General features: G+C 54.1%; 21 protein-coding genes. 9 read left to right on the top strand and 12 right to left on the bottom strand.

The annotated features are described in order from the left end of the window. The first annotated feature begins 170 nt into the window (after positions 1-170). The 5 genes from clpP to ABID47_RS18165 all read left to right on the top strand — a co-directional run bounded on the left by clpP (position 171) and on the right by ABID47_RS18165 (position 6,307). Positions 171-767: an ATP-dependent Clp endopeptidase proteolytic subunit ClpP gene (clpP, locus tag ABID47_RS18185; protein ID WP_076173158.1), complete on the top strand. Its 597-nt coding sequence runs from the start codon at positions 171-173 to the stop codon at positions 765-767. Positions 768-1,180: 413 nt separating this feature from the next. Continuing rightward, the gene (gene nrdI / locus ABID47_RS18180) at positions 1,181-1,540 is read left to right on the top strand and encodes a class Ib ribonucleoside-diphosphate reductase assembly flavoprotein NrdI (RefSeq protein WP_145027353.1); all 360 of its coding nucleotides are present in this window, start codon (positions 1,181-1,183) and stop codon (positions 1,538-1,540) included. Next, on the top strand, positions 1,527-3,611 hold the full coding sequence (nrdE, locus tag ABID47_RS18175; protein ID WP_354498857.1) for a class 1b ribonucleoside-diphosphate reductase subunit alpha: 2,085 nt from the start codon (positions 1,527-1,529) through the stop codon (positions 3,609-3,611). Before nrdI ends, nrdE begins: the two co-directional genes overlap by 14 nt. Before the next feature lie 78 nt (positions 3,612-3,689). Further along, complete coding sequence (gene nrdF / locus ABID47_RS18170; protein WP_089549396.1) at positions 3,690-4,646, top strand: class 1b ribonucleoside-diphosphate reductase subunit beta; 957 nt, start codon at positions 3,690-3,692, stop codon at positions 4,644-4,646. Between the two features lie 218 nt (positions 4,647-4,864). Then, complete coding sequence (locus ABID47_RS18165; RefSeq protein ID WP_354498855.1) at positions 4,865-6,307, top strand: MFS transporter; 1,443 nt, start codon at positions 4,865-4,867, stop codon at positions 6,305-6,307. Positions 6,308-6,473: 166 nt separating this feature from the next. Here the strand turns inward: ABID47_RS18165 and ABID47_RS18160 are convergent, their stop codons facing one another. From ABID47_RS18160 to ABID47_RS18105, 12 genes are all read right to left on the bottom strand, one after another. Continuing rightward, on the bottom strand, positions 6,474-7,577 hold the full coding sequence (locus ABID47_RS18160; protein ID WP_354498853.1) for a PdaC/SigV domain-containing protein: 1,104 nt from the start codon (positions 7,575-7,577) through the stop codon (positions 6,474-6,476). Positions 7,578-7,950: 373 nt separating this feature from the next. Then, complete coding sequence (locus tag ABID47_RS18155) at positions 7,951-8,988, bottom strand: ABC transporter substrate-binding protein (protein WP_435530650.1); 1,038 nt, start codon at positions 8,986-8,988, stop codon at positions 7,951-7,953. A 100-nt stretch (positions 8,989-9,088) separates the two neighbouring features. Next, positions 9,089-9,895 carry an ABC transporter permease gene (locus ABID47_RS18150; protein ID WP_089549400.1) on the bottom strand — a complete coding sequence of 269 codons (807 nt, stop codon included), beginning with the start codon at positions 9,893-9,895 and terminating at the stop codon, positions 9,089-9,091. Then, the gene (locus ABID47_RS18145; protein ID WP_212984826.1) at positions 9,892-10,743 is read right to left on the bottom strand and encodes an ABC transporter permease; all 852 of its coding nucleotides are present in this window, start codon (positions 10,741-10,743) and stop codon (positions 9,892-9,894) included. The genes ABID47_RS18150 and ABID47_RS18145 overlap by 4 nt, the downstream gene beginning before the upstream one ends. Then, on the bottom strand, positions 10,740-11,714 hold the full coding sequence (locus ABID47_RS18140; protein WP_279628491.1) for an ABC transporter ATP-binding protein: 975 nt from the start codon (positions 11,712-11,714) through the stop codon (positions 10,740-10,742). The genes ABID47_RS18145 and ABID47_RS18140 overlap by 4 nt, the downstream gene beginning before the upstream one ends. Before the next feature lie 285 nt (positions 11,715-11,999). Then, positions 12,000-12,755 carry an SIMPL domain-containing protein gene (locus ABID47_RS18135; protein WP_089549403.1) on the bottom strand — a complete coding sequence of 252 codons (756 nt, stop codon included), beginning with the start codon at positions 12,753-12,755 and terminating at the stop codon, positions 12,000-12,002. Between the two features lie 186 nt (positions 12,756-12,941). Beyond that, complete coding sequence (locus ABID47_RS18130; RefSeq protein ID WP_354498847.1) at positions 12,942-14,480, bottom strand: methyl-accepting chemotaxis protein; 1,539 nt, start codon at positions 14,478-14,480, stop codon at positions 12,942-12,944. 242 nt (positions 14,481-14,722) lie between these two features. Next, on the bottom strand, positions 14,723-14,992 hold the full coding sequence (locus ABID47_RS18125) for an HPr family phosphocarrier protein (protein WP_076173171.1): 270 nt from the start codon (positions 14,990-14,992) through the stop codon (positions 14,723-14,725). Between the two features lie 100 nt (positions 14,993-15,092). Continuing rightward, positions 15,093-16,022 carry a DNA-binding protein WhiA gene (gene whiA / locus ABID47_RS18120; protein WP_116233099.1) on the bottom strand — a complete coding sequence of 310 codons (930 nt, stop codon included), beginning with the start codon at positions 16,020-16,022 and terminating at the stop codon, positions 15,093-15,095. A gap of 5 nt (positions 16,023-16,027) precedes the next feature. Beyond that, the gene (locus ABID47_RS18115) at positions 16,028-17,014 is read right to left on the bottom strand and encodes a gluconeogenesis factor YvcK family protein (protein WP_354498843.1); all 987 of its coding nucleotides are present in this window, start codon (positions 17,012-17,014) and stop codon (positions 16,028-16,030) included. Between the two features lie 14 nt (positions 17,015-17,028). Next, positions 17,029-17,928: an RNase adapter RapZ gene (gene rapZ / locus ABID47_RS18110; protein WP_076173174.1), complete on the bottom strand. Its 900-nt coding sequence runs from the start codon at positions 17,926-17,928 to the stop codon at positions 17,029-17,031. 96 nt (positions 17,929-18,024) lie between these two features. After that, entirely contained in the window at positions 18,025-18,975 is a 951-nt protein-coding gene (locus tag ABID47_RS18105) for an ROK family glucokinase (protein WP_212969506.1), read from the bottom strand. Positions 18,976-19,263: 288 nt separating this feature from the next. Here ABID47_RS18105 and ABID47_RS18100 point away from each other — a divergent pair, with 288 nt between their 5' ends. From ABID47_RS18100 to ABID47_RS18085, 4 genes are read left to right on the top strand one after another with little or no spacing between them, the layout of a single operon-like run. Further along, positions 19,264-20,217, top strand: a complete 954-nt coding sequence (locus ABID47_RS18100) for an ABC transporter ATP-binding protein (protein ID WP_212984823.1) — start codon at positions 19,264-19,266, stop codon at positions 20,215-20,217. After that, entirely contained in the window at positions 20,217-20,954 is a 738-nt protein-coding gene (locus ABID47_RS18095; protein WP_354498840.1) for an ABC transporter permease, read from the top strand. Before ABID47_RS18100 ends, ABID47_RS18095 begins: the two co-directional genes overlap by 1 nt. Continuing rightward, a complete protein-coding gene (locus ABID47_RS18090) occupies positions 20,954-22,090 on the top strand; it encodes a sensor histidine kinase (protein WP_354498838.1) in 1,137 nt (378 codons plus the stop codon). Before ABID47_RS18095 ends, ABID47_RS18090 begins: the two co-directional genes overlap by 1 nt. Continuing rightward, positions 22,087-22,689, top strand: coding sequence for a response regulator transcription factor (locus tag ABID47_RS18085; protein WP_354498836.1), 603 nt, complete (start codon positions 22,087-22,089; stop codon positions 22,687-22,689). Before ABID47_RS18090 ends, ABID47_RS18085 begins: the two co-directional genes overlap by 4 nt. Positions 22,690-22,742: the final 53 nt, after the last annotated feature.

The following is a 22,742-nucleotide window of genomic DNA, read 5'->3' as shown; positions in this document are numbered from 1 at the left end:
TCTACGTTATGTTTTTAACCAAACGTACCACAGCCAATCAGATGGCTATTTTTTTTACCTTGAGTTTGACTTTCTTTGACTTTTTGTTTGAAATTGTTTATCATGTGGTTAATACGGTAACAGTATGTATAGAATGACCTATTTTGAGCCAATTAAGGGAGGTTTTCCACGTGAGTTATATTCCTATGGTCGTCGAACAAAGCAACCGCGGTGAACGGGCTTACGACATCTATTCCCGTTTGCTGAAAGACCGCATCATTTTCCTGGGCACCGAAGTCAATGACGTGGTCGCCAATTCTATCATCGCCCAGCTGCTGTTCCTCGCAGCCGAAGATCCGGAGAAAGACATCCATTTGTACATTAACAGCCCCGGCGGATCCATTACGGCCGGTATGGCGATTTTCGATACAATGCAGTTCATCAAACCGGACGTATCTACAATCTGCGTAGGCTTGGCCGCTTCCATGGGCGCGTTCCTGCTGAACGCCGGCGCCAAGGGCAAACGCTTCGGCCTGCCGAACAGTGAGATCATGATCCACCAGCCGCTCGGGGGTGCGCAAGGCCAGGCTACGGATATCGAAATCCGCGCCCGCCGCATTCTGAAAATGCGCGACACCTTGAACCGCATTCTGTCCGAACGTACCGGACAGCCGCTGGAGCGCATCGAGAAAGACACCGACCGTGACTACTTCATGAGCGCAGCTGAAGCGCAGGAATACGGACTGATCGATAAAGTTCTGGAAAGCACTCCAATCCAAGGCGTGTAAATATTTGCGGCTTTGGAACCGAAGAAAAACAGGGAATCTCCCCGAATCGATCCGCTTACGGATCGCCGGGGGGGCTCCCTGTTTTTTTGATTTTTCAAGGCGTCAAGCAGGCTGCAAGCCGCCCATGAACATGATTCTCACAGGCTTGACCACATCAATATATTGATGTATTATTCTTAATACCCGCTTTAAACCATCTACATATTGATTGTCAGCGGCATAGTATATATAACATAATTTCCCTCTATCCCAGTCTATCGGTGTAGTTCTAGGATGAAGGGATTTCATGAACCATTCTGTGATCACAAGAATAACGACCACGATATGTGGTGTGGTTATCTACAATGACGTCAATAGACGTTTTTTTTGCGCCCATTACCACGGCAGAGAACATTATTCAGGAGTGAAGGATCATGCTAATCGTCTATGATTCCAAGACCGGCAATGTCAGACGCTTTATCAACAAGCTGAACATGAGAGCCATTCCGATCGAAGAGCAGGAGCAGGTGAATGAGCCTTACGTGCTCGTAACGTATACAACAGGTTTTGGGCAGGTGCCCGAGAAAGTGTCCAACTTCCTGTCGAAGAACAACCGCATGCTTCGCGGCGTGTCGGCCAGCGGCAACCGGAACTGGGGGCCTCGTTTCGCCAAGAGCGCGGATACGATATCGGAGATGTACCATGTGCCGGTCATCACCAAGTTTGAGCTTTCGGGAACGATGCGGGATACGGAGATTTTCAAAGAGAGGGTGCGGAGCATTGAAGCATATTGAACTCAACAACGAAATTATGCAGCGCGGATCGGACGGTTACTTTCAATTGGAAAAAGACCGGGAGGCGGTTGCCGCCTTTATGGAGGAAGTGGAGCGCGATACAATGAAATTCGGCTCCCTGCGCGAGAAGCTGGATTACCTTATTAGCAACGACTACTATGAAAACGTGTTTGAGCATTACACCTACGACGAAGTCGAGTCCGTGTTCAACCTGACGGCGAGCAGCGACTTCCAGTTCCAGTCCTACATGGCGATCTCGAAGTTCTACAAGGACTATGCGATGAGAACCAACGACAAGAAGCAGTACCTGGAGCAGTACCCGGACCGCGTCGCCATCGTGGCGCTGTACCTGGGCGAAGGGAATATCGGTAAAGCGCTCCGTATCGCCGAAGCGATGATCGAGCAGCGGCTGCAGCCAGCGACCCCGACCTTCCTCAATGCCGGCAAAAGCCGCCGCGGCGAGCTGGTCTCCTGCTTCCTGCTGGAAATGGACGATTCGCTCAATTCGATCAACTACGTGCTCGGCACCTGCATGCAGCTGTCCAAAATCGGCGGCGGCGTCGCCGTCAATTTGTCCAAGCTGCGTGGGCGCGGCGAACCGATCAAAGGCGTGGCCGGAGCGGCCAAAGGCATCATGCCGGTGCTGAAGCTGATGGAGGACGCGTTCTCCTATGCCGACCAAATGGGCCAGCGTAAAGGCTCGGGTGCCGGATACTATAACATTTTCGGCTGGGATGTCATCGAGTTCCTCGATTCGAAGAAAATCAACGCCGATGAGAAGCTGCGCATCAAGACGCTGTCGATCGGGCTGATTGTCCCGAACAAATTTTACGAGCTCGCCGCCCAGAACAAGCCGCTTGTGGTCTTTGGCCCCTACTCGGTATACAAAGCCTACGGCAAGCATCTGGACGACCTCGACATGGACGAAATGTACGACGAGCTGCTCACCAATGACCAGGTGACGAAGAAAACCGTCATGAGCGCCCGTGACATGCTGACGAAAATCGCTTCGATTCAGCTCGAGTCCGGTTATCCGTACATCGTGAACAAATCGAACGCCAACAAGGTGCATGCGCTGAAGGATGTCGGCCAGATCAAAATGTCCAACCTGTGCACAGAAATTTTCCAGCTGCAGGAGACTTCGGAAATTAACGACTACGGTGTCGACGATGTGATCCGCCGGGACATCAGCTGCAACCTGGCCTCGCTGAACATCGTGAACGTGATGGAGCAGGGGAAAATCAAGGAATCGGTCCGTGTCGGCATCGAGGCCCTTACGGTCGTCAGCGATCACTCCCGCGTGGAGAACGCGCCGGGCGTGAGTCTCGCCAACAAGGAGCTGCACTCCGTCGGCCTTGGAGCCATGAACCTGAACGGTTACCTGGCCAAAAACAAAATCGCATACGAGAGCGCGGAAGCGCGCGAGTTTGCGAGCACCTTTTTCATGATGATGAACTACTACTCGCTGGAGCAAAGCATGGAAATCGCGCGCGATCGCGGCGAAACGTTCCGGGACTTCGACAAGTCCGAGTACGCGAAGGGTACCTATTTTGACCGCTACCTCGAAAAGGACTTCCGGCCGCAATCGGAACGCGTGAAGCAGCTGTTTGAAGGCATCGAGATCCCGTCCCCTGAGGACTGGGCGCAGCTCAAGGCGCTTGTACAGAAGCACGGACTGTACCATGCCTACCGTCTGGCGATCGCGCCGACGCAGAGCATCTCGTACATCCAGAACGCGACGTCCAGCGTCATGCCAATCGTCGAGCATATCGAAACGCGTACCTACGCGAACTCGACGACATATTACCCGATGCCGTTCCTCAGCGCGGAAACGCAGTGGTATTATAAATCGGCCTACAATATCGACCAGTTCCGCCTGATCGACATGATCGCGGAAATCCAGCAGCATGTGGACCAAGGCATTTCCACCGTGCTGCACGTCAACAGCACCGTATCGACCCGGGAATTGTCCCGTTTCTATATTTACGCCGCCCAGAAAGGGCTCAAATCGCTGTACTACACCCGGACAAAAAAATTGTCCATCGAAGAATGCACCAGCTGCGCTGTCTAAATTCGAATATTACGCAAGGCGACGGCGGGGGCTTGAACAGCCCCTGTCGCCTTCTTCTATAAAAGGAGCAATGGTCTGATGAAAGCAGTAAACTGGAACCGGCCCGACGACGATTTTACGCTCATGTTCTGGCAGCAGAACATCATGCAGTTTTGGACCGACGACGAAATCCCCTTATCCGACGATAAAATGGACTGGATCAAAATGACCGACGAGGAGCGCACCGCCTACAAGCATGTGCTGGGCGGACTGACGCTACTGGATACGCTGCAGGGCGGCGTCGGCATGCCGAAAATTTTGGAGCATGTGGAAGGCCTGCAGCGCAAAGCCGTGCTCGGCTTCATGTCGATGATGGAGCAAATCCACGCCAAATCGTACAGCAGCATCTTCACCACGCTCGCCTCGACGGAAGAGATCGACGCCATTTTCCGCTGGGTGGAGGACAACGAGCAGCTGCAGTTCAAAGCGAAGAGCATCGAATCTTGGTACGCGAACATTCAAACCAAGCGCGATCTGTACAAGGCGATGGCCGCTTCCGTCTTCCTGGAAAGCTATCTGTTCTACAGCGGCTTCTTCTACCCGCTTTACCTGGCCGGCCAGGGCAAAATGACCAGCAGCGGCGAAATCATCGACCTGATCATCCGCGACGAGAGCATTCACGGCCTGTACGTCGGCACGCTGGCCCAGGAGCTGTTCCAGGAGTTCTCTTTCGAAGAGCAGGAGGAGCTGCGCCGGGAGCTGTACGAGCTGCTTGAGACGCTGTATCAGAACGAGGTGAAATATACGGATGATCTGTACAGCCCGATCGGACTGCAGGAGGAAGTCAAAACCTATGTCCGCTATAACGCCAACAAAGCGCTGATGAATCTCGGCTTCGAGCCGCATTTCCCGGAAGAGCCGATCAACCCGATCGTCTTCAATGGCATCAGCACCCACACCAAGCAGCATGATTTCTTCTCGAAAAAAGGCAACGGCTACGTCCGCGCGATCAACATCGAGCCGCTGTCCGACGACGACTTCGTGTTTGACGTATAGTTCAGGCAAGTAAACAGAAGGAGCTCCGCTCCATAACAAAGTCCCCTTTGAGCAGGCAAGTGCAGGAAGCGCACTGCCGTTTGCTCAGAGGGGATTTTTTCTGGATTGTCGTATCCACAGCAGCGCAATTCTCTTGTTGACATTTCAAATTATTTTGAAATATAATGTTCCCGATCCAATCATTTCAAAATAATTTGAATTATAGGGGTGAACTACGAATGTCTACCGATCAACAAACTCGGCTAAGCGGCTCTACATCCGAAATGGCTTCCGTCAAGCAGCGGGGCATGGGATGGAGTTTGGCACTGCTTGCTCTAGCACAGCTGATTTACGGGCTCGACATCAATATCGTTTTCGTCGCTTTGCCTGAGATCGGACATGGCCTTGGCTTCTCGGAACAGTCCCTGCAATGGGTGGTCAGTGCTTACACGGTTTTCTGCGGGGGCTTCCTGCTTCTTGGAGGGCGTGCTGCCGATATGCTGGGACAAAAGCGAATGTTTATTTTTGCGTTGGTCCTTTACGCCCTTTCGTCGCTATTGGGAGGCTTGGCTTGGGACCCGCTCGTCATCATTATAGCCCGTGCCATCCAGGGTATCGGAGCGGCGTTCCTGTTTCCGGCCACGTTATCGCTGATCAACCGATTGTTTGAGGAAGGTCCGCGCCGAAACCGCGCTCTTGCCGTATGGGGCGGGGCCGGAGCCAGCGGCCTGACGATTGGCTCGATCCTGGGCGGCGTATTGACGAATGCGTTCGGCTGGGAAGCGGTCTTTTTGGTGAATGTTCCATTAGCAGGAATCGTTGCACTAGCCGCGCTGTTCGTTATTCCACGCGATAAACGGCGGAAGCAAAAGCGCTATTTCGATGTTCCCGGCGCCGCCACGGTAACCGCAGGCGCCACTCTCTTGGTATATGTTCTTGTCCAAGGACCCGAATTGGGCTGGGCCTCCACGGAAATGATCATATGTGCTGCCCTTTCCCTGATCCTCTTGTCGATCTTCGCCCTGATCGAAATACGCAGTACCGCTCCTTTAATGTCGATTCATCTTTTCCGTAACCGCAGCTTGGCTTCCAGCATGGTCATTACATTCATCTACATGGGGACGTTTGGTGCCTTACCTTACTTCCTGACAACCTTATTTCAAAATGTGCATGGATACAGTGCTCTGCAAACCGGGCTTGCCTTCATTATCCCTTCCTTGGCGATCGCTGCAGGCACCCAGCTCGGCGAACGGCTGGCGACCCGTTTGGAGGCGCGAAGCACGCTGCTTATCGGCATGATCATCGGAATTGTTGGGACCATACTGATTCCATTAGGTGCATACACGGATAGCAGCTATCTGATGATCGTTCCGGGCCTCGTTATCTCTGGGATCGGCCAGGGCATCACCTGGACCGCCATGTGGATCACAGCTTCAGACGGCGTAGCCCCGGAGGATCAAGGCGTCGCGTCCGGGATGGCCTCGACCACCTTAAACATCGGCAATGCCATCGGGCTTGCCATCTTGATCGCCATCGCGAACTCGGGTACGCATCAACTGACGGGTGAAGCTTTTCGCCAAGCATTGGCTGGGGGTAATCGGACAGCCATTTATCTGGCGGCGCTCGGCATTCTCCTCGGCGCGCTTGTCGCCCTGTTTTTGCCCCGCAAACGAAAAATATGACCGACTGTGGCCCGTCCAGCAAAAACAACCAAACCCCCGTTATAGGTTTAACGGGGGTTTGGCAACATTAAATCATCCCTTGAGGACCGTTGACCGGCTCCCCGTTGGGATAAATCTTTCTATATCATCTGACTCAGCTTACATCATTTCAGCTGCATCGACTCCATTATTTCGCCGCTTCGAACGGATCCGTCCCCTTCGGCAGCAGGTCGCTGAAATTGAACGTATACGTTGGGAAGCCGGCGGCATACGGCCCGATTTCATACTGCTGGAAGAAGATCGTCAATCCGCTTTCCTTCACATAGAAGTCCGCGTCCTTTTTCAGCCCGTTGAAGCCGTCTGTGAAGCCGTCTTTGGTCGCTTTTTGCTTCAGCAGTTTGTCCAGCTTGGTCTTGGCGTCGACCGAATTGTGGAGCAGGCTGTCCAGCGTCAGCTGTTTGCCGTCCTTCAGCGAGAACGTAAACCCTTCGCGGGCCGTCATCCCGTGAGCTCCACCTGTGTATTCATAAGAATCCGTCACGATGCTCAGGACGCCTTGGCGGTTATAAGTAACCAGGAACGTTCCGTCGAACTCATACGGGTGCTCCACCTTCGCGTCGCGCTTTTTCGCCTTGGCCTTGGCTTCTGTGGCGAACGCTTCCGCCTTGTCTTTAAATACTTTGTTGATCGCCTCCTGGGCATCCGCATTAGCCAGCCCGCTTAACTGAGGATAACGGATCAGAATCGTTGCATTGGCGTCGCTCGCCTTGATGAGTTCGGTGGAGATTGCCACCTGGTTCATCTGACGCTTGGACAGGCTCAACGTCTTGGAAGACGCGTTATACACGCCCTGGAAGCCCATATAGTCGTTCAGCAGCTTGAAAGGAACGTACAGCTTGCCGTCGATCAATTTTCCATCGTAGCTGTTCGAATTGTCCCCGACATAGCTTCCGTTGATATAAGCGCTGACCCCGTAGTCGGAAACCTCCAGGTTCAGCTTCGTTACCCCGGATCCGACAGTGTACGTCTTGATACCCGGATTATAAGACAGCGGCAGACCGGCGGCATCGCGCAAAATGGACACCGGAATCATGGTGACCCCGTCAACCAGTTTCCCCTGCAGCGATAGCACCTTGCCGTTATATTTTAACGCCACTCCCGGCTGTACGGCCGGCTTCACGACCGGCTTTGAGGCTGCAGCCGACACCTGCGATCCCCCAAACACGCCGGCATTTCCGATCAATACGCCTGCGGCCAGCACCGCGGCTCCCCATTTCATTCCCTTGTTCATCCTTATCCAATCTCCTCTCCAAACATTGCTGCTTGTGCTAGTCATATGATTTATTACCCAAATTCACCACTTCCCTATTATAAAAAAGACCTCAGCCGATTTGTTTACAACCGGGGTTACAGTATTGTCGTTTACGCCAGCCAAAAGTATAACTCTCTTAACCTTTACGTTAACTTTGTGTTCCTTCATCCGATCAGCCACAGGCCTTGCGATCATGAAGTCCCCCATCGTAGGACACCAGCATCGCGCCAGAACTTAAAAAGCTCACGAAATATAAATAATGCCCCGTTCCGGAAGCCAGCTTAAGCATGGATCCCGAAACAGGGCTATTGTTCTTAAACGATATTCTCGGTCGTTGTAAGGCCTCTGCTTACTACCGTCCGCTCTTCAGCTCCGTCCAATAACGGTCATAGAGCTGCAGGGTATCCTTTACGTCGCCGAGCCATTCCGTCCGGCCCAGCTCTTCTTCGGAGAGGTTGATCATATGGTTGTTCCGGTACTCCTCGCTGTGGAACTCCATCGCTTTGGTGTTCGGATCGCTGTATCCGATCGACTCATAGTTCTTTGCGCTGACCTGCGGATCGAGCATGTAGTTGATAAACTTCTCGGCAAGCTCCTTATGCTCGGCCCCTTTCGGGATCGCATAGTTGTCCGAGAAGATCGTCCCGCCCTCTTTTGGCACGACATATTCCACATCCGGATTGTCCTTCGCGATAAAAGCCGCGTCGCCGGACCATACCGTTCCGATCCAGCCTTCCTCCTGAATCATCTTCTGCTTGATGGTATCCGTGTCGAAAGCAAGAACGCTCGGCAGCAGCTTCTTCAGGTCGTCCACGGCCGACTTGATCTCGCCTTCATCCTGGGAGCTGTTCGAGTGCCCCTGCTTCTTCAAGGCCATGCCAATCACTTCGCGGTTGTCGTCCAGCAGAAGGACCTTGCCCTTGTATTTCGGGTCCCACAGATCCTCCCAGCTGTCGATGGTGTCCTTCACGTATTTTTTGTTATACGCGATACCCGTTACGCCGGAAGTGTATACGATCGAGTACTTATTGCCCGGGTCAAAATCAGGGTTCTTCAGCGATTCCTGAATGTTCTCGAAGTTTGGAATGTTGTTCTTGTCCAGCGGTTCCAGCAAATTGTTCTCGATCATCGTCCGGACCATGTAGTCCGAAGGCTGGATCAGATCGTATCCGCCGCCGCCCGCCTTGATTTTGGCCAGCAAATCCTCGTTGTTCGCATAGTTGTCATACGTAACCTTGACGTTGAATTTACTCTCGAAGTCCTTGAGCACCTGCTCGTCAAAATTGTCAGCCCAGCTGTAAATATGAAGCGTCTCCTTGGAAGATGAGCATCCTCCCAGGGATGCAACCGACACGAGGGCGAGTGCCCCAGCCAGTACGAGACCGGCGATACCCTTTCTTTTCACAGTAACATATCTCCTCTCTTTCTCCTTATAGCGTGTAGTCCATATCCTTGTAGCTCAATCAATAGTTCCATATCTTGCAGCTGCGTTAAATCGGCAGCATTTTATGCTTCTTCTGGCCCTTGCCGCGGTTGAGGAAAAACTGCGCCAGCAAAATCAGCACGACGCTCACCACGATCAGCAGCGTACAGAGTGCGTTAATTTCCGGCGAGATTCCCCGCTTCACCTGGCCGTAGATGTAAATCGGCAGCGTAGTCGAGCTAGGCCCGGCTACGAAGAAGCTGACCATAAAGTCGTCCAGCGACATCGTAAACGCGATCAGCGCCCCCGAGATGACGCCCGGGAAAATTTGCGGCCACGTTACATGGCGGAACGTCTGCCAAGGGGTGGCGCCAAGGTCGGCGGCCGCCTCCTCCAGCTGCTTGCCCATTCCCGCAAGGCGGGCCGTCACCACGACATAGACGTACGACATGCTGAACGTGATATGGGCGATGATAACCGTCGCTTTACCCAGCGGAACATGCATCTGGTTGAACAGCACCAGCAGCGACAGCCCCATGATGATGTCGGGAATAATGACGGGCAGGTACATGAGTCCGTTCATGCTGCCCTTCCATCGCCGGCCAAGCCCCCGCAGGGACAAGGCGCCCACGGTTCCAAGCAGCGTCGCTACGATCGTGGATACGATCCCGACGGTCAAGCTGTTCATGAGCGCTTCAAGCACGTGGTCATCGGTCATCAGCGAGGCGTACCAGTCGAACGTAAATCCTTCCCAGTCCCCGCTGAGCCTCGTGTTATTAAATGAATAAATAATAATCAGCAGGATCGGCACATAAATAAAGATCATCATCAGCACGGAGTGAATCCCCAGCAGGGGATGACTTTTTTTCTTCATGCTCTCCCCTCCTTCGCTCGGTCCGCCCGGGACTGCATCGCCCGGTTAAACAGCAGGATCAGAATGAGGGACGTGATGACGAAAATCACGGACAGCGCCGAGCCGAACGGCCAGTTGCGCGCCCCCAGATACTGCTGCTGGATGATGTTGCTGATCATCGTCGACTTGGCACCGCCAAGAATATCCGTGACGACAAACATCCCCGTCGTGGAGACATAGACCAAGACGCAGCCGGTCATGATCCCGGACTTGCTCTGCGGCAGCGTGATGTGCCGGAACGCTTTCCAGCGGGTAGCCCCCAGGTCGCTGGCCGCATCCAGCAGCCGCTTGTCCATCTGTTCCAGCGCGACGTAAATCGGCAGCACCATGAACGGAATGAAGTTGTAGACCATGCCAAGCAGCACCGCGCCTTTGGTATACAGCATTTGCAGCGGCTCCTGAATCCATCCAAAATGGATCAGCAGCGTATTCACCACGCCCTGCGTGCGCAGCAGCAGCACCCAGGCGTACGTCCGGATCAGGAAGTTGATCCAGAACGGAATCGTGATCAGCACCAGTCCCCAGGTCTGCACCTTGGGAGAGGCATTGGCAATAAAATAAGCGAGCGGGTAGCTGACCAACAAGCATACGACGGTCGTCACCACCGACAGCACTAACGTATCCCAATAGATGCCGAGATACAGAGAGTCGAAAAAGGTTTTATACCCGTTCAGCGAGAAATGAAAGACAACATTGCCCAGTGTGTCGCGGCTCATCAATGACATGACCACGACGATCACCATCGGGACGAGCAGAAACAGTGCCAGCCACAGCAGAACCGGCGTAATCAGCAGCTTGGATCGTCTCATGCCCCGATGACCACCTCATCCCGCTGATTCCAGTCCACCCCGATCCGCTGCCCAACCTTCCAAACGATCTCATCTTCGAAGTCCAGAGCGATCGTTACCATCATCGGTTCGCCATCGAGCTGGACGGTTAGCTTATGAACGTTGCCAAGATACAGCACATCCTGAATGACTCCGGTCTTGCGGACCCCTTCGGTTTCCCGTTTTGGACGCAGCTTCTCCGGCCGTACGGCAAACAGCTCCGAACCGGAACTGAAAATGTTGTTCTCCCCGACGAAGGTCGCGGCGAAAAGCGTCTTCGGCGCGGCATAGATGTCCTTCGGCGTGCCGATCTGCTCGACTTTGCCGCTGTTCATGATCACGATCCGGTCGGACAGCATCATTGCTTCCTCCTGGTCGTGCGTGACATACACAAAGGTAATGCCCAGCGAGCGCTGCAGATGCTTCAGCTCAGATTGCAGGCTCTTGCGCAGCTGCAGGTCGAGCGCGCCCAGCGGCTCGTCGAGCAGGAGCACTTTGGGCTTGTTCGCGATCGCCCTCGCGATGGCCACCCGCTGCTGCTGTCCGCCGGACAGCTGATGCGGATAACGCGAAGTAAGCGCGGTTAGCTGCGTCATCTGGACGGCTTCAGCAACCCGTGCTTTTTGCTCTGCCTGGGGCAGCTTTTTCATTTTCAAACCGAAGGCGATATTGTCTCCGACGGTCATATGCGGGAACAGCGCGTAGTGCTGGAACACCAGGTTCAAATCACGCTGGTTAGGCGGAAGCTTCGTGACGTTCTGCCCTTCCAGAATAATCTCGCCGTGAGTCGGCTGTTCGAATCCGGCAATCATGCGTAGTATGGTCGTCTTACCGCAGCCGCTAGGCCCGAGCAGAGTCAGGAATTCCCCTTCTTCAATGTTCAGTGACAGCGGATGCACGACAACTTGTCCTTCAAATTGCTTCTCAATCTGGACAAGTTCAATCATATGCATCAACCCCTTATCCATTACTAAGAAAAAAGCCATATCCATGGGTATGGCTTTTTCGGTAAATTATTTCTCCCCGCTACGATTCAACGGAAGTTGTTTAAACTGTTGCTGCATGTACAAATTTTCGCATATTCACTATAACGTTTTTTGACCCTTGGTACAATACCTTTCTGTGTTTTCCCGCTGGAAAAGGGGGGGATCGGGACCCACTTCTGCGCAAAAAGCCGCCGCTTCAAGGGACGTCTGTCCCCGAAACGGCGGCTTGGCTCGGACCAATTCAGCCCGTGCTTATTTCATTTCGTACTGCACGCTCAGCTGCGTCGATACTTTCACTTCGCCAGGCTCCACCGAGGTGGCGTTGCCGGCGCTGCTTGCCGCATCCATTTTGGTCATGGAAGATTCGGCATAAATGATCGGGTTCTGCGCATCGCCCTGGCTCACGACCAGAACCACTCCCAGCTGGCGCTTGGCGGCCTTGGCAATGGCGCCCGCTTTCAGATCAGCGTTAGCCATCGCTTTCTCAATCACTTGTGCCTCATACTGGTCGCGGTTCTCAACGGAGAACTGTACGCTTTCAATGTTGTTGGCACCCGCACCGGAAGCGGCGTCAAGCAGCTGTCCAACCTTGGACAGGTCGCGGTACGATACCTGCAGCGTATGGTGGGCCGTATAACCCGTCACTTTTTGTCCGTCCTTCTCGTTGTAGGTGTAGTTCGGCTGCACATAGAACGTGGTGCTCTTGATATCTTTGTCTTCGATTTTCCACGTCGTCTTCAGCAGCGCGGTGATCTTTTGGATTTTGTCTGCCGTTGCCTTTTGCGCGCTTTGTGCCGTTGCCGCCTGCGAGTCCACACCGATCGACAAGTATGCGATATCCGGCTTGACCGAAATCTCACCTTTGCCCACAACATTGATGACATTGCGCTGTACATCCTGGTCCGCATAGACGGTGGTCGAGCCACCCAGTCCGGTGACGCCCGCGCCTCCAGCCAAGAGCGCTCCTGCGATCAGCACGGAACCTACCGGTTTCAGCCATGTTTTCATTACCTTCAGCCTCCCTTTATATACTTCCAGTGTATCCATATAGCCGAAAGCGCAAGCACGGACGCAGCCTGTAGGTCAAACCGCCTGCGCTGCCGCCCTCACCTTCCAACTGTATTTGTCTACTAGACGTAGGGGACTGTCAAATGTTGCACATGTTAGAAAAATAATCTTCTGCCTATGAAACGGTCAGCTGACGATCGATTTCAAGTGGCTCTGCGCTTCCTTAATGCCGGCCAGGCTCTGCTCATTGTTGCCAAGGAGGGACTGCAATGTGGCCGACAGCTCCTGCAGCGTAGCCGACGTTTGCTCGTTCACCGACGCGAGATGCGAAGTGGACTCATCAATGGAACCCGAGAACGTCTCCACTTCGTGAAGCAATCCGCGGTACCCGTCGGAAATCTGGAGCAGTCCGGCCACCGATTCTTTTATGGATTCAAATGCTTCGTACGTCTCATGCGTCATCTCGCTGCTCTTCTGCATCCGCTCCGCAACCTGATCCATCCGCATCAGGGTGTCGCTCATCAGCTCGGAGAAGCTGTGAAGCTGGAGCGATATTTTCTCCGCCGAGTCCGAGGCATTCTCCGCCAGCTTGCGGATTTCCCTGGCGACCACGGCAAAACCTTGGCCATGCTCGCCTGCCCGTGCCGCCTCAATGCTGGCGTTCAGCGACAGCAGGTTGGTCTGGTTCGCAATCTCCTGAATGGTCTGGCTGAACTGCGTCGTTTCATGAACCTTTCCGGTCAAGCTCTGGATATCCTGCGACATGGCGCCGATTTCTTCCTTGAATTCGATAATCGCTTCGTTCAGCTGCTCCACTTTGTCCTTGCCGGATTCCGACAGCCGGTTCGCCGTACCTGTCTGGCTCAGCAGCGTATCCGTCGAGCTGGACATCTGCTTGATCATCTCGTTCATCCGCTTAATGGACTCGTTAATGGCATAGGTGGAATCCACCTGGGATGATGCCCCGCCCGATATCTCCTGAAAGGCGACGTTCATCTGCTGGAACGAGGCGGTATTATCCTCGACGGCCTGCGTCAAGTCGTCGATGCTGCCGGTCACCGCAGCCACACTGCCCAGTACGTGTTCCTTTTGTTCCTTCTGCTCAGCCAGCAGCCGCTCGGTCTGATCGCTTGCCGCTTTCATATTGTTCATCAAGGACCGGGTCACCCGCAGCAGCAGGAACACCATGACGCATACAAGCGCATACATAATGATGACCGTTAAAGGTCCGTCCTTCGAACCGGTTCCGAGCTGAACCTCATCAGCCTTTTGCAGGCACAGGTAGAGCATCAACCCCAAGCCGTACAGCATCGTGATCGAGGTTAATATAATACGCAAGGTGATCAGCGCCAACACGAGCAAATAGTATATGGAAAACAAGCTGCTCGGGCTGGTGGAATCCAACGCCTGAATGAGGACTGTCAGCGCCACCCCTGTAATGGCAATAACGGCCGCCTGATGAATCAGCTTACGCCGGACTTGGCTGTACACCATCACCAGCAGGACCACTAAATCAATCAAGAAGCTTAAGTTGTTGAGACTCGTCAGATTATCGAAGCTTCCCAGCTTGACCGTGGACACGGCCATCAGCGTGGAGATCAGAATCGCGATCAGCAGAATCCGGTTTCTGCCCATCACGTCCCGCTCTACGATCGTCAGCCTCCGTCGTTTCCCCGATCCTTCAGCATCATCTGTGTTGGTTGTGGTACTGTTCCATTTCCCCATACGTTGACCCCTCTTTATCAAAATAAATGCATCCGGGCTTCCCCGCTGCCGCCGCTTGCATGAACGGCTATAGCTATGATATCGGATGGCAGATTTATTTTTATAAGAGCCAAATCGTCCCAGATCCCGCCAGACAGCAAAAAACAGCCCGCCCTCCCCAAGGAGAAACGGACTGCTTTGTGCAGAAAATGGCCTCAGCGCCGCATCATTCGCAGCCGCAGGGCCTATTCTATAATTGTTTATTATTGGTTTTCAAGCTCTTCTTTGCCCACCAAGTTGACTAAAGCGGTTACAGCCTGTTCTGCGTCCGCACCTTCAGCACTGATGTTTACTTCCGTACCCGAGCTAATGGCAAGGCTCATAATTCCCATGATACTCTTGGCATTCACCTTTTTATCATCTTTTTCCACGAAAATTTCAGACGAGTACTTATTCGCTTCTTGGACGAACAATGCTGCCGGTCTGGCATGGAGACCCGTTTTCAAACGGACAACTACCGGGTGCTTTGTCATGGAAACTTACCCCCTATTAGATCAATCTGTATAGCTCACACACAACACATTTTATAACATTATACCATTATACCATGAAGGAAACTAGAAGAAAAAAGGCTCAGCCGCCACGAATCTTCTCGGCCATTTCGTCAATCTTGCGCAGCCGGTGGTTCACACCGGATTTGCTGACGGTGCCCTTCAGCAGTTCACCGACTTCCTTCAGGTTCATATCGGGATGGGCCAATCTCACTTCGGCCACTTCCCGAAGTTTGTCCGGCAGATTATCAAGGCCTACTTCCTTCTGGAGCAGCTTGATGTTATCGATTTGCCGGACGGCGGCCCCGATTGTCTTGTTCAAATTCGCGGTTTCACAGTTCACGATCCGGTTGACCGAATTCCGCATATCCCGCATGATCCGTACGTCCTCGAATTTGAACAAGGCCTGATGGGCCCCAATCAGGCTTAAAAATTCAATGATTTTCTCGCCTTCCTTAATATACAGTATGAACCCCTTCTTGCGCTCTATACAACGGGCGTTCAGATGAAATTCATTGGCGAGGTCTACAAGGGCCTGGCAGTGCTCCTCATACATCGAGGCGATTTCAAGATGGTATGACGACCCTTCCGGATTGTTCACGGAGCCCCCTGCCATAAAGGCACCGCGTAAATACGCCCCTTTGCAGCATGGTTTGCGGACCAGATCCGGATGGATATGCGAGGTGAACAGGAAGCCCTCGGAGACAATCTTCAACTCCTTCAGTATTTCCTGAACCTGTGCAGGAATACGTACGATGTACACATTATTTTTCTTCAAACGCATTTTTTTACGCACGAGAAGCTCGGTATGCGCCTGGAAATGCTTTTTGATCAATGTGTAAATGCGTCTGGCGATAGCTGCGTTCTCTGTCGATATATCCAGAATCACCTTTTTATTGGAAAGCTGGACGGCCCCGTTCATCCGGATCAGTGCCGACAATTCAGCCTTTTCGCAGCAGGGCTCTGCTTCGATCATGGTCAGTTCTTTTTTAGTCAGCGCCGCAAACGACACGGGACTCACCTCTTTCGTTTAATCCAATTTTGAACCAGCTGGTAAATATGCCGGCTCAGCTTGTCGGCGTCATGGCGCAGATAGGTCCGGAACAGGACCAGCGTATCGGCGATGACTTTATAGCCAAGACTGGTGACCTCGTCGTAATCGAGCTCCACCGGCTTCGCGCCCTTCTCGGCATATTTGTCCTGCACCTGGGGCGGAATCTCACCGCTGTTCACGATGACATAATCGAACAGATGCTTGCCGACATGGTCATATACCGCCTGAAGATGGTCGCTTACGGTGTAGCCGTCCGTCTCCCCGGGCTGTGTCATGACGTTGCACACAAAAATCTTGATCGCGTCCGACGACATGACCGCTTCGGCCAGCTTCGGAACGAGCAGATTCGGCAGAATGCTCGTATATAGGCTTCCCGGGCCGATCAGGATGGCATCCGCCTCCCGGATGGCCTCGGTCGCTTCCGGAAGCGGCTCGACATGGGCCGGCTCCAGAAACACCCGCTTGATTCGCCCGCCGGCTTCCGGAATTTTCGACTCGCCGGTCACAATGGAGCCGTCCTCCATCTCTGCGTTCAGGATTACGGCTTCGCCCGCCGCCGGAAGCACCCGCCCCCGCACGGCAAAAACGCGGCTGAGCTCGCGCACAGCCGTTACAAAATCGCCGCTGATGTCGGTCATGGCCGCCAAAATCAGGTTCCCCAGGCTGTGCCCGGCCAGGCCCGAGCCGCTGGAGAACCGGTATCTCAGCATTTCCGACAGCAGCGGCTCCACGTCGGCCAGTGCCGTCAGGACGTTCCGGATGTCCCCGGGAGGGGGCATCTGCAGCTCGCTGCGAAGAATGCCCGAACTCCCTCCATCATCTGCTACGGTAACGACAGCCGTGATGTCTAGCGGCATTTCCTTCAGTCCCCGGAGCATGACCGACAGTCCGGTGCCCCCGCCCATCACGACGATCCGCGGACGGTCACTTCTTTGTTCTGCCACTGTCATCACTTCCACTCTCTTTAATGCCGATCACGTTCGGAATCCCGATGGCTGACGGAGACCGTCTCGGTCTCGCTGGCTCCCAGCATTTTGCCCAGGTACTCGGCGATCGCCACCGAGCGGTGCTTCCCGCCGGTACAGCCGATGCCGATGATTACCTGGCTCTTGCCTTCCTTACGGTATTGGGGAATCAAGAAATGCAGCATATCCAGCAGCTTCGTCAGAAAAGCCTGGGTTTCAGGCCACTTCATGACATAGTCATACACATCGCTGTCCTGACCGGTGTGTGGACGCAGGCTATCCACATAGTGGGGATTCGGAAGAAAGCGGACGTCAAAGATCAGATCGGCATCGATCGGAATACCGTACTTAAATCCGAATGAGGTTACGTTGACCGAAAGGGTATTGCTTTCCAAGTGGGAAAATCTCGAGATAATTTTGTCCTTCAATTGTCCCGGCTTCATATTGCTCGTGTCGAGCACCACTGTGGCCGAGCTCTTGAGCTCCTCCAGCATTTTGCGCTCCAGCCGGATGCCGTCCAGCGGCATGCCCTCCGGCGCAAGCGGATGCCGCCGGCGGGTCTCCTTGTAACGCTGCACGAGGACCGAATCGGTCGCCTCCAGGAACAGAATTTCGCAATGAATCGTGAAATGGTCCTTAATATAATTCAATGATTCGGATAAGGCCGTAAAGAACTCCCGGCCGCGCAGGTCAATGACCAGCGCCACCTTGGCGATTTTCCCCTTCGATTGTTCAATCAGTTCCGCAAATTTGGGAATGAGCACCGGCGGTAAATTATCCACACAGAAAAATCCCAAATCCTCCAAGCTTCGTACGGCCAAGGATTTACCCGCCCCCGACATGCCTGTAATAATAATCAGGGTGGCCATGGCCGACGCAGTATTATTCTCCTCCAGCATCAGCTTTCCCCTCCCTTATGGAATATGGGCCCGTTAATACTTGGTATACCCAGGTCACCCCTCATTTTAACCCATGAGCGACCTCGCAGGATCTCCTTACGAACGGAGCAGCAAACCGGCCGCACCGACGATACCCGCATCGTTGCCAAGCTCGGCAGGAAGGATCGATACCCCGCGCTGCAGCGGTTCCGGCGTCAGCTTCGCATAAACTTCCCGGACTTCGTTAAACAGGATGTCTCCAGCCTTGGATACGCCGCCGCCGATAATGAATACTTCCGGATTCAGAATCGCCGCAACTGCAGCCATGGACTTGCCCAGGTAGAAGGCTGCGCGGTTCACGATCCGCAGCGCCACTTCGTCGCCGGCTTTGGCTGCATCAAAGACTTCCTTCGCCGCGATGTTCTCAACCATCGACAGGGAAGTGCGGTCCCCACGCTCCACGGCATCTTCGGCCATACGGATAATGCCCGTTGCGGAAGATACGGTCTCCACACAGCCCATTTTGCCGCATCCGCATTGAATGGCTTCCAGATCCGGCACGACGGAGATATGTCCCAGCTCGCCGGCAAGTCCGGAGAAGCCTTGATAGATTCGGCCGTTAATGATGATACCGCCGCCAACGCCGGTTCCGAGCGTATAGCATACGCAGTTGTCGATGCCGCGTCCGGCGCCGCTCCAAGCCTCGCCCAGGGCCGCCACGTTCGCGTCATTATCTATTTTGATCGGCTTGCCAATCTTCTGCTCCAGAATGGAACGAATCGGTACATCCCGGAAACCTACGTTCGGCGCGAGGATGATGATCCCTTCACGGACGTTCGTAAATCCGGCAACCCCGGCCCCGACGCCCGCCAGCTGATCCCAGCTGTAAGGGGACTGCTCCACGATATGGCGCACATATTTCTCAATATTGTTGATAACCGTATCGACGCCTTTATCTGTTTCCGTGGGACCTTCATACGTTTGAATCAGCTGTCCCGCTTGATTGCAGATGCCCACTTTAATGGTCGTTCCGCCCAAGTCGACACCGACGTAGATTTGCTCAGACATGTTACAAGCCACCTTTTTTCCTCAATAATAGTTTGCTCCTACTGTACCAACTATAATTGAAGCCCTCTCTCCGGTCAAGAGAAGCGGGCCTTACCCGAAAGTGGGTCCAGCGCTTCTGTCAGAAGGCTTGCCGGACCTACCCCCTATATGAAAACCCTGCCAAAAAACATGACAATTGTCACCTCCATTCCATGACAGAGTCCACTAACGAAGGGATGCCCCCTCGTCTATGATAACGATAGATCAATCAAATCCGGATTCATCTGATCAATAGGAGGAAATGACAAAATGGAACATATTGCCGAACTGCAGCATGTCACGAAACGTTTTGGAAGCAAAGCGGCGGTCGATGACGTTTCATTCACGATTGATAAAGGATCCATCGTGGCCGTCCTGGGGCCCAACGGCGCAGGGAAAACGACGACGATCTCGATGATGCTGGGGCTTCTCGAGCCGACGAGCGGCTCTGTCCGGCTGTTCGGGCAAACCCCGAAGCAGCCGCAGGTCAAGCAGCGCATCGGGGCGATGCTCCAGGATGTCAGTGTGATCGACGGCCTGAAGGTGCGCGAGGTGCTGGCCTTGATCCGCAGCTATTACCCCCGGCCGATGAGGCTGGAGGAGCTGGCTGCCCTGGCCGGGTTCACCGAGGAGGACCTGGGCAAACGGGCTGAGAAGCTGTCCGGCGGCCAGAAACGGAGGCTCGGGTTCGCACTCGCGCTGGCGGGGAATCCCGATCTGCTGTTCTTCGACGAGCCGACCGTCGGTCTGGATACACCCGCGCGCCGCTCCTTTTGGGAACAGGTCCGAGCGCTCTCGGACCGGGGCAAGACCATCCTCTTCTCCACGCACTACCTGCAGGAGGCCGAGGACGCCGCAGATCGCGTGATCCTGTTCAATCGCGGCAAAATTGCCGCCGACGGCACGCCGCAGGCGATCACGGCCCAGCTGACGAGCCGCTCCGTGACCTTCACGACCGATACAAGGTCGCTCGAGGGCCACGCTCTGATGAGTGCCGATACCGAACAGCACATCCGCGAGCGCCTGCTCCCGGTTCCCGGCGTCCACGATTGCACCTGTCAGGAAGGACGCTGGACCGTCACGGCGGACAACACCGATACGGTGCTGGCCGCGATTTTCCGATACCAACTTCCGGTCCACGATATCCGGACCCAGCAGGGCCGGCTTGACGACGCTTTTGAAATCATGATTCATAATGACGACACACAGGGGGCTGTTTCCTAATGCACATGTTATTCATGCAGTGCCGGGCCGAAATGCTGCGGATTATCCGGAATCCGTACTACGTCTTCTGGTCCTTGCTGATGCCGATCGTGTTCTATTTCATTTTTACCCGCCTCGTGAATGCCGGCATTGAAGGCGCCTCCGAATGGCAGGCACGTTACCTGATGTCGATGACTTCCTTCAGCGTGATGGGTTCGGCGATCATGACGCTGGGCATCCGCATGGTCCAGGAGCGCACGCACGGGTGGTCGGTCTTTATGCGGATTACCCCTCTCCCCTCCAGCATTTATTTCTTTGGAAAAATGTTTGGCCAAATGGTCATGCACATGTTCTCCATTATTGTTATTTTTGCCGCAGGCTTTCTTATGAACGGCGTCCATTTGTCGGCTGGCCAGTGGATCGGCAGCGGATTGTGGATATGGCTCGCCTCCATCCCCTTCCTGGCCCTGGGCACCCTGGTGGGGACGATGAAAAGGGTCGACACTGCCAGTGGTGTCAGCAACATGGTGTATATGATTCTGGCGATCGTGGGCGGCATGTGGTTTCCGATCGACAGCTTCCCGGCCATCCTGCAGAGCATCGGCAAGTGGCTGCCTTCCTATAACTTCGGAAGCGGAGCCTGGGATATTGCCGCGGGTCATTCCCCCAGCTGGCAGCCGGTATTGATTTTGCTGGGATATCTCATCTTGTTTATGGTATTATCCACCTATATACGAAAGAAACAGGAAGCGGTGTAATGCCATTGGCACGTCGAAAAACAGAGATTTTCCCAAGAGCGCTCGGGTTTTCCCCCTATGTATGGCTCGTGTATATGGTCATTCCGTTGTTTAATATGGCCTATGAGCACGGCATCAAAATGGTGCTTGGCTACGCCATGATCACGATCTTTATCGTGTCGTATCGCCAGCTCTTTTTCTCCGAAAGGTTAACGGCCTTCTGGCTTGCCGTTCAGATGATTATTATTGTGACGCTGTCTTTGCTCTACCTCCCTTTTTATTCGTTCATGGGCTTTTTTACCGCCAACTTTATCGGCAATTATCAGGATGACCGGAAATTCAGGATCGCCTTCGCTGCCTTCGTGGCGTCCATCCTGCTCCCGATCCTGGGAAACATTCGTCATCTGACCGTATCGGACTACTTAACGCTCGTTCCCTTTATTATGATTATGTTGATGACCCCCTTCGGCATGCGTTCCATGAATCTGCGAAAGCAGCTGGAGCTGCAGCTGAACGAAGCCCGGGAGCAGATCGAAATTTTGGTCAAAAAGGAGGAGCGGCTGCGTATTGCCCGTGACCTTCATGATACGCTGGGACATACGCTGTCCTTGCTCACCTTAAAAAGCCAGCTGGTTCAGCGGCTGACGGGCAAGGATCCGGAGAAGGCACGGCTGGAAGCTCGTGAAATGGAAGAGACCTCCCGGGCGGCCTTAAGACAGGTGCGTGAGCTGGTTTCCGATATGAGGACCTTGACGGTGGCGGAAGAGATCGAAGAAGTGCGCTCGATTTTGCACAGCGCTGACATCACCTTGGAATCGGAGGGGGATACGCGACTGACCGGAATTCCCGATCTGACGCAAAACATCCTCAGCATGTGCCTGAAGGAAGCAGCGACCAATATTATCAAGCACAGCCGGGCCACGGCATGCGCTATTACTATTCGGAAGGGAACTTCCGACGTCCGGATGGTCATTCGGGACAACGGCGTCGGTCTGGAGGACAGCGGGCTGTCTACAAGCCAGGGCAATGGGCTGAAAGGCATGTCCGAGCGGCTGGCGCTGATCGACGGAACGCTGAAGCTGTCCTCTTCCGGCGGGACCGAGCTCATCATTACCGTACCGATTATTATTAAAGGGAAGGAGAGTGTTACGGCATGATCCGTATTCTGATCGCTGAAGACCAGCGTCTGCTGCGAGGCGCTCTCGCTTCGCTGCTCGATATGGAGGAGGATATGGAAGTGGTGGGCCAAGCCGGCGACGGCCAGGAAGCCTTGGACCAGATCCTGTCATTACAGCCGGACGTCTGCCTATTGGACATTGAAATGCCGGTTATTACCGGGCTTGAGGTCGCCGAGAGGCTCAAGACGCAGATGGCGGCTTGTAAAATCATCATATTAACGACGTTTGCCCGGCCGGGATATTTTGAACGGGCCGTGAAAGCAGGCGCCTGCGGATATTTGCTGAAGGATGAGCCGAGCGAGAAGCTGGCCGAAGCCATCCGGCGGGTCATGGCCGGCCACCGCGAGGTCTCACCCGAGCTCGTCTTCGGCTCGTTCCGCCAGGAAAACCCGCTCACCGCGCGGGAGCGCGACATTTTACGGCTGATTGCGGAAGGCAAGACAGCGAACGAAATTGCGGCGACGCTGCACCTGTCGCACGGCACCGTTCGGAACTACATTTCCGAAACGCTGAACAAATTGTCGGCCAAGAACCGGATCGAAGCGATCGGGATCGCCGAACAGAAGGGTTGGCTCTAGGAAGGACTGAAAGGCCTCATAATTTGAAAAAAACACGAACGGGGACCGGCTCA

The sequence above is a fragment of the Paenibacillus favisporus genome, from assembly GCF_040545415.1.
In the GTDB taxonomy this organism is placed as follows: domain Bacteria; phylum Bacillota; class Bacilli; order Paenibacillales; family Paenibacillaceae; genus Paenibacillus_AQ; species Paenibacillus_AQ favisporus.
The sequence above is the reverse complement of the archived record's forward strand: the minus strand, read 5'-3'. Positions and strand labels throughout refer to the sequence as shown.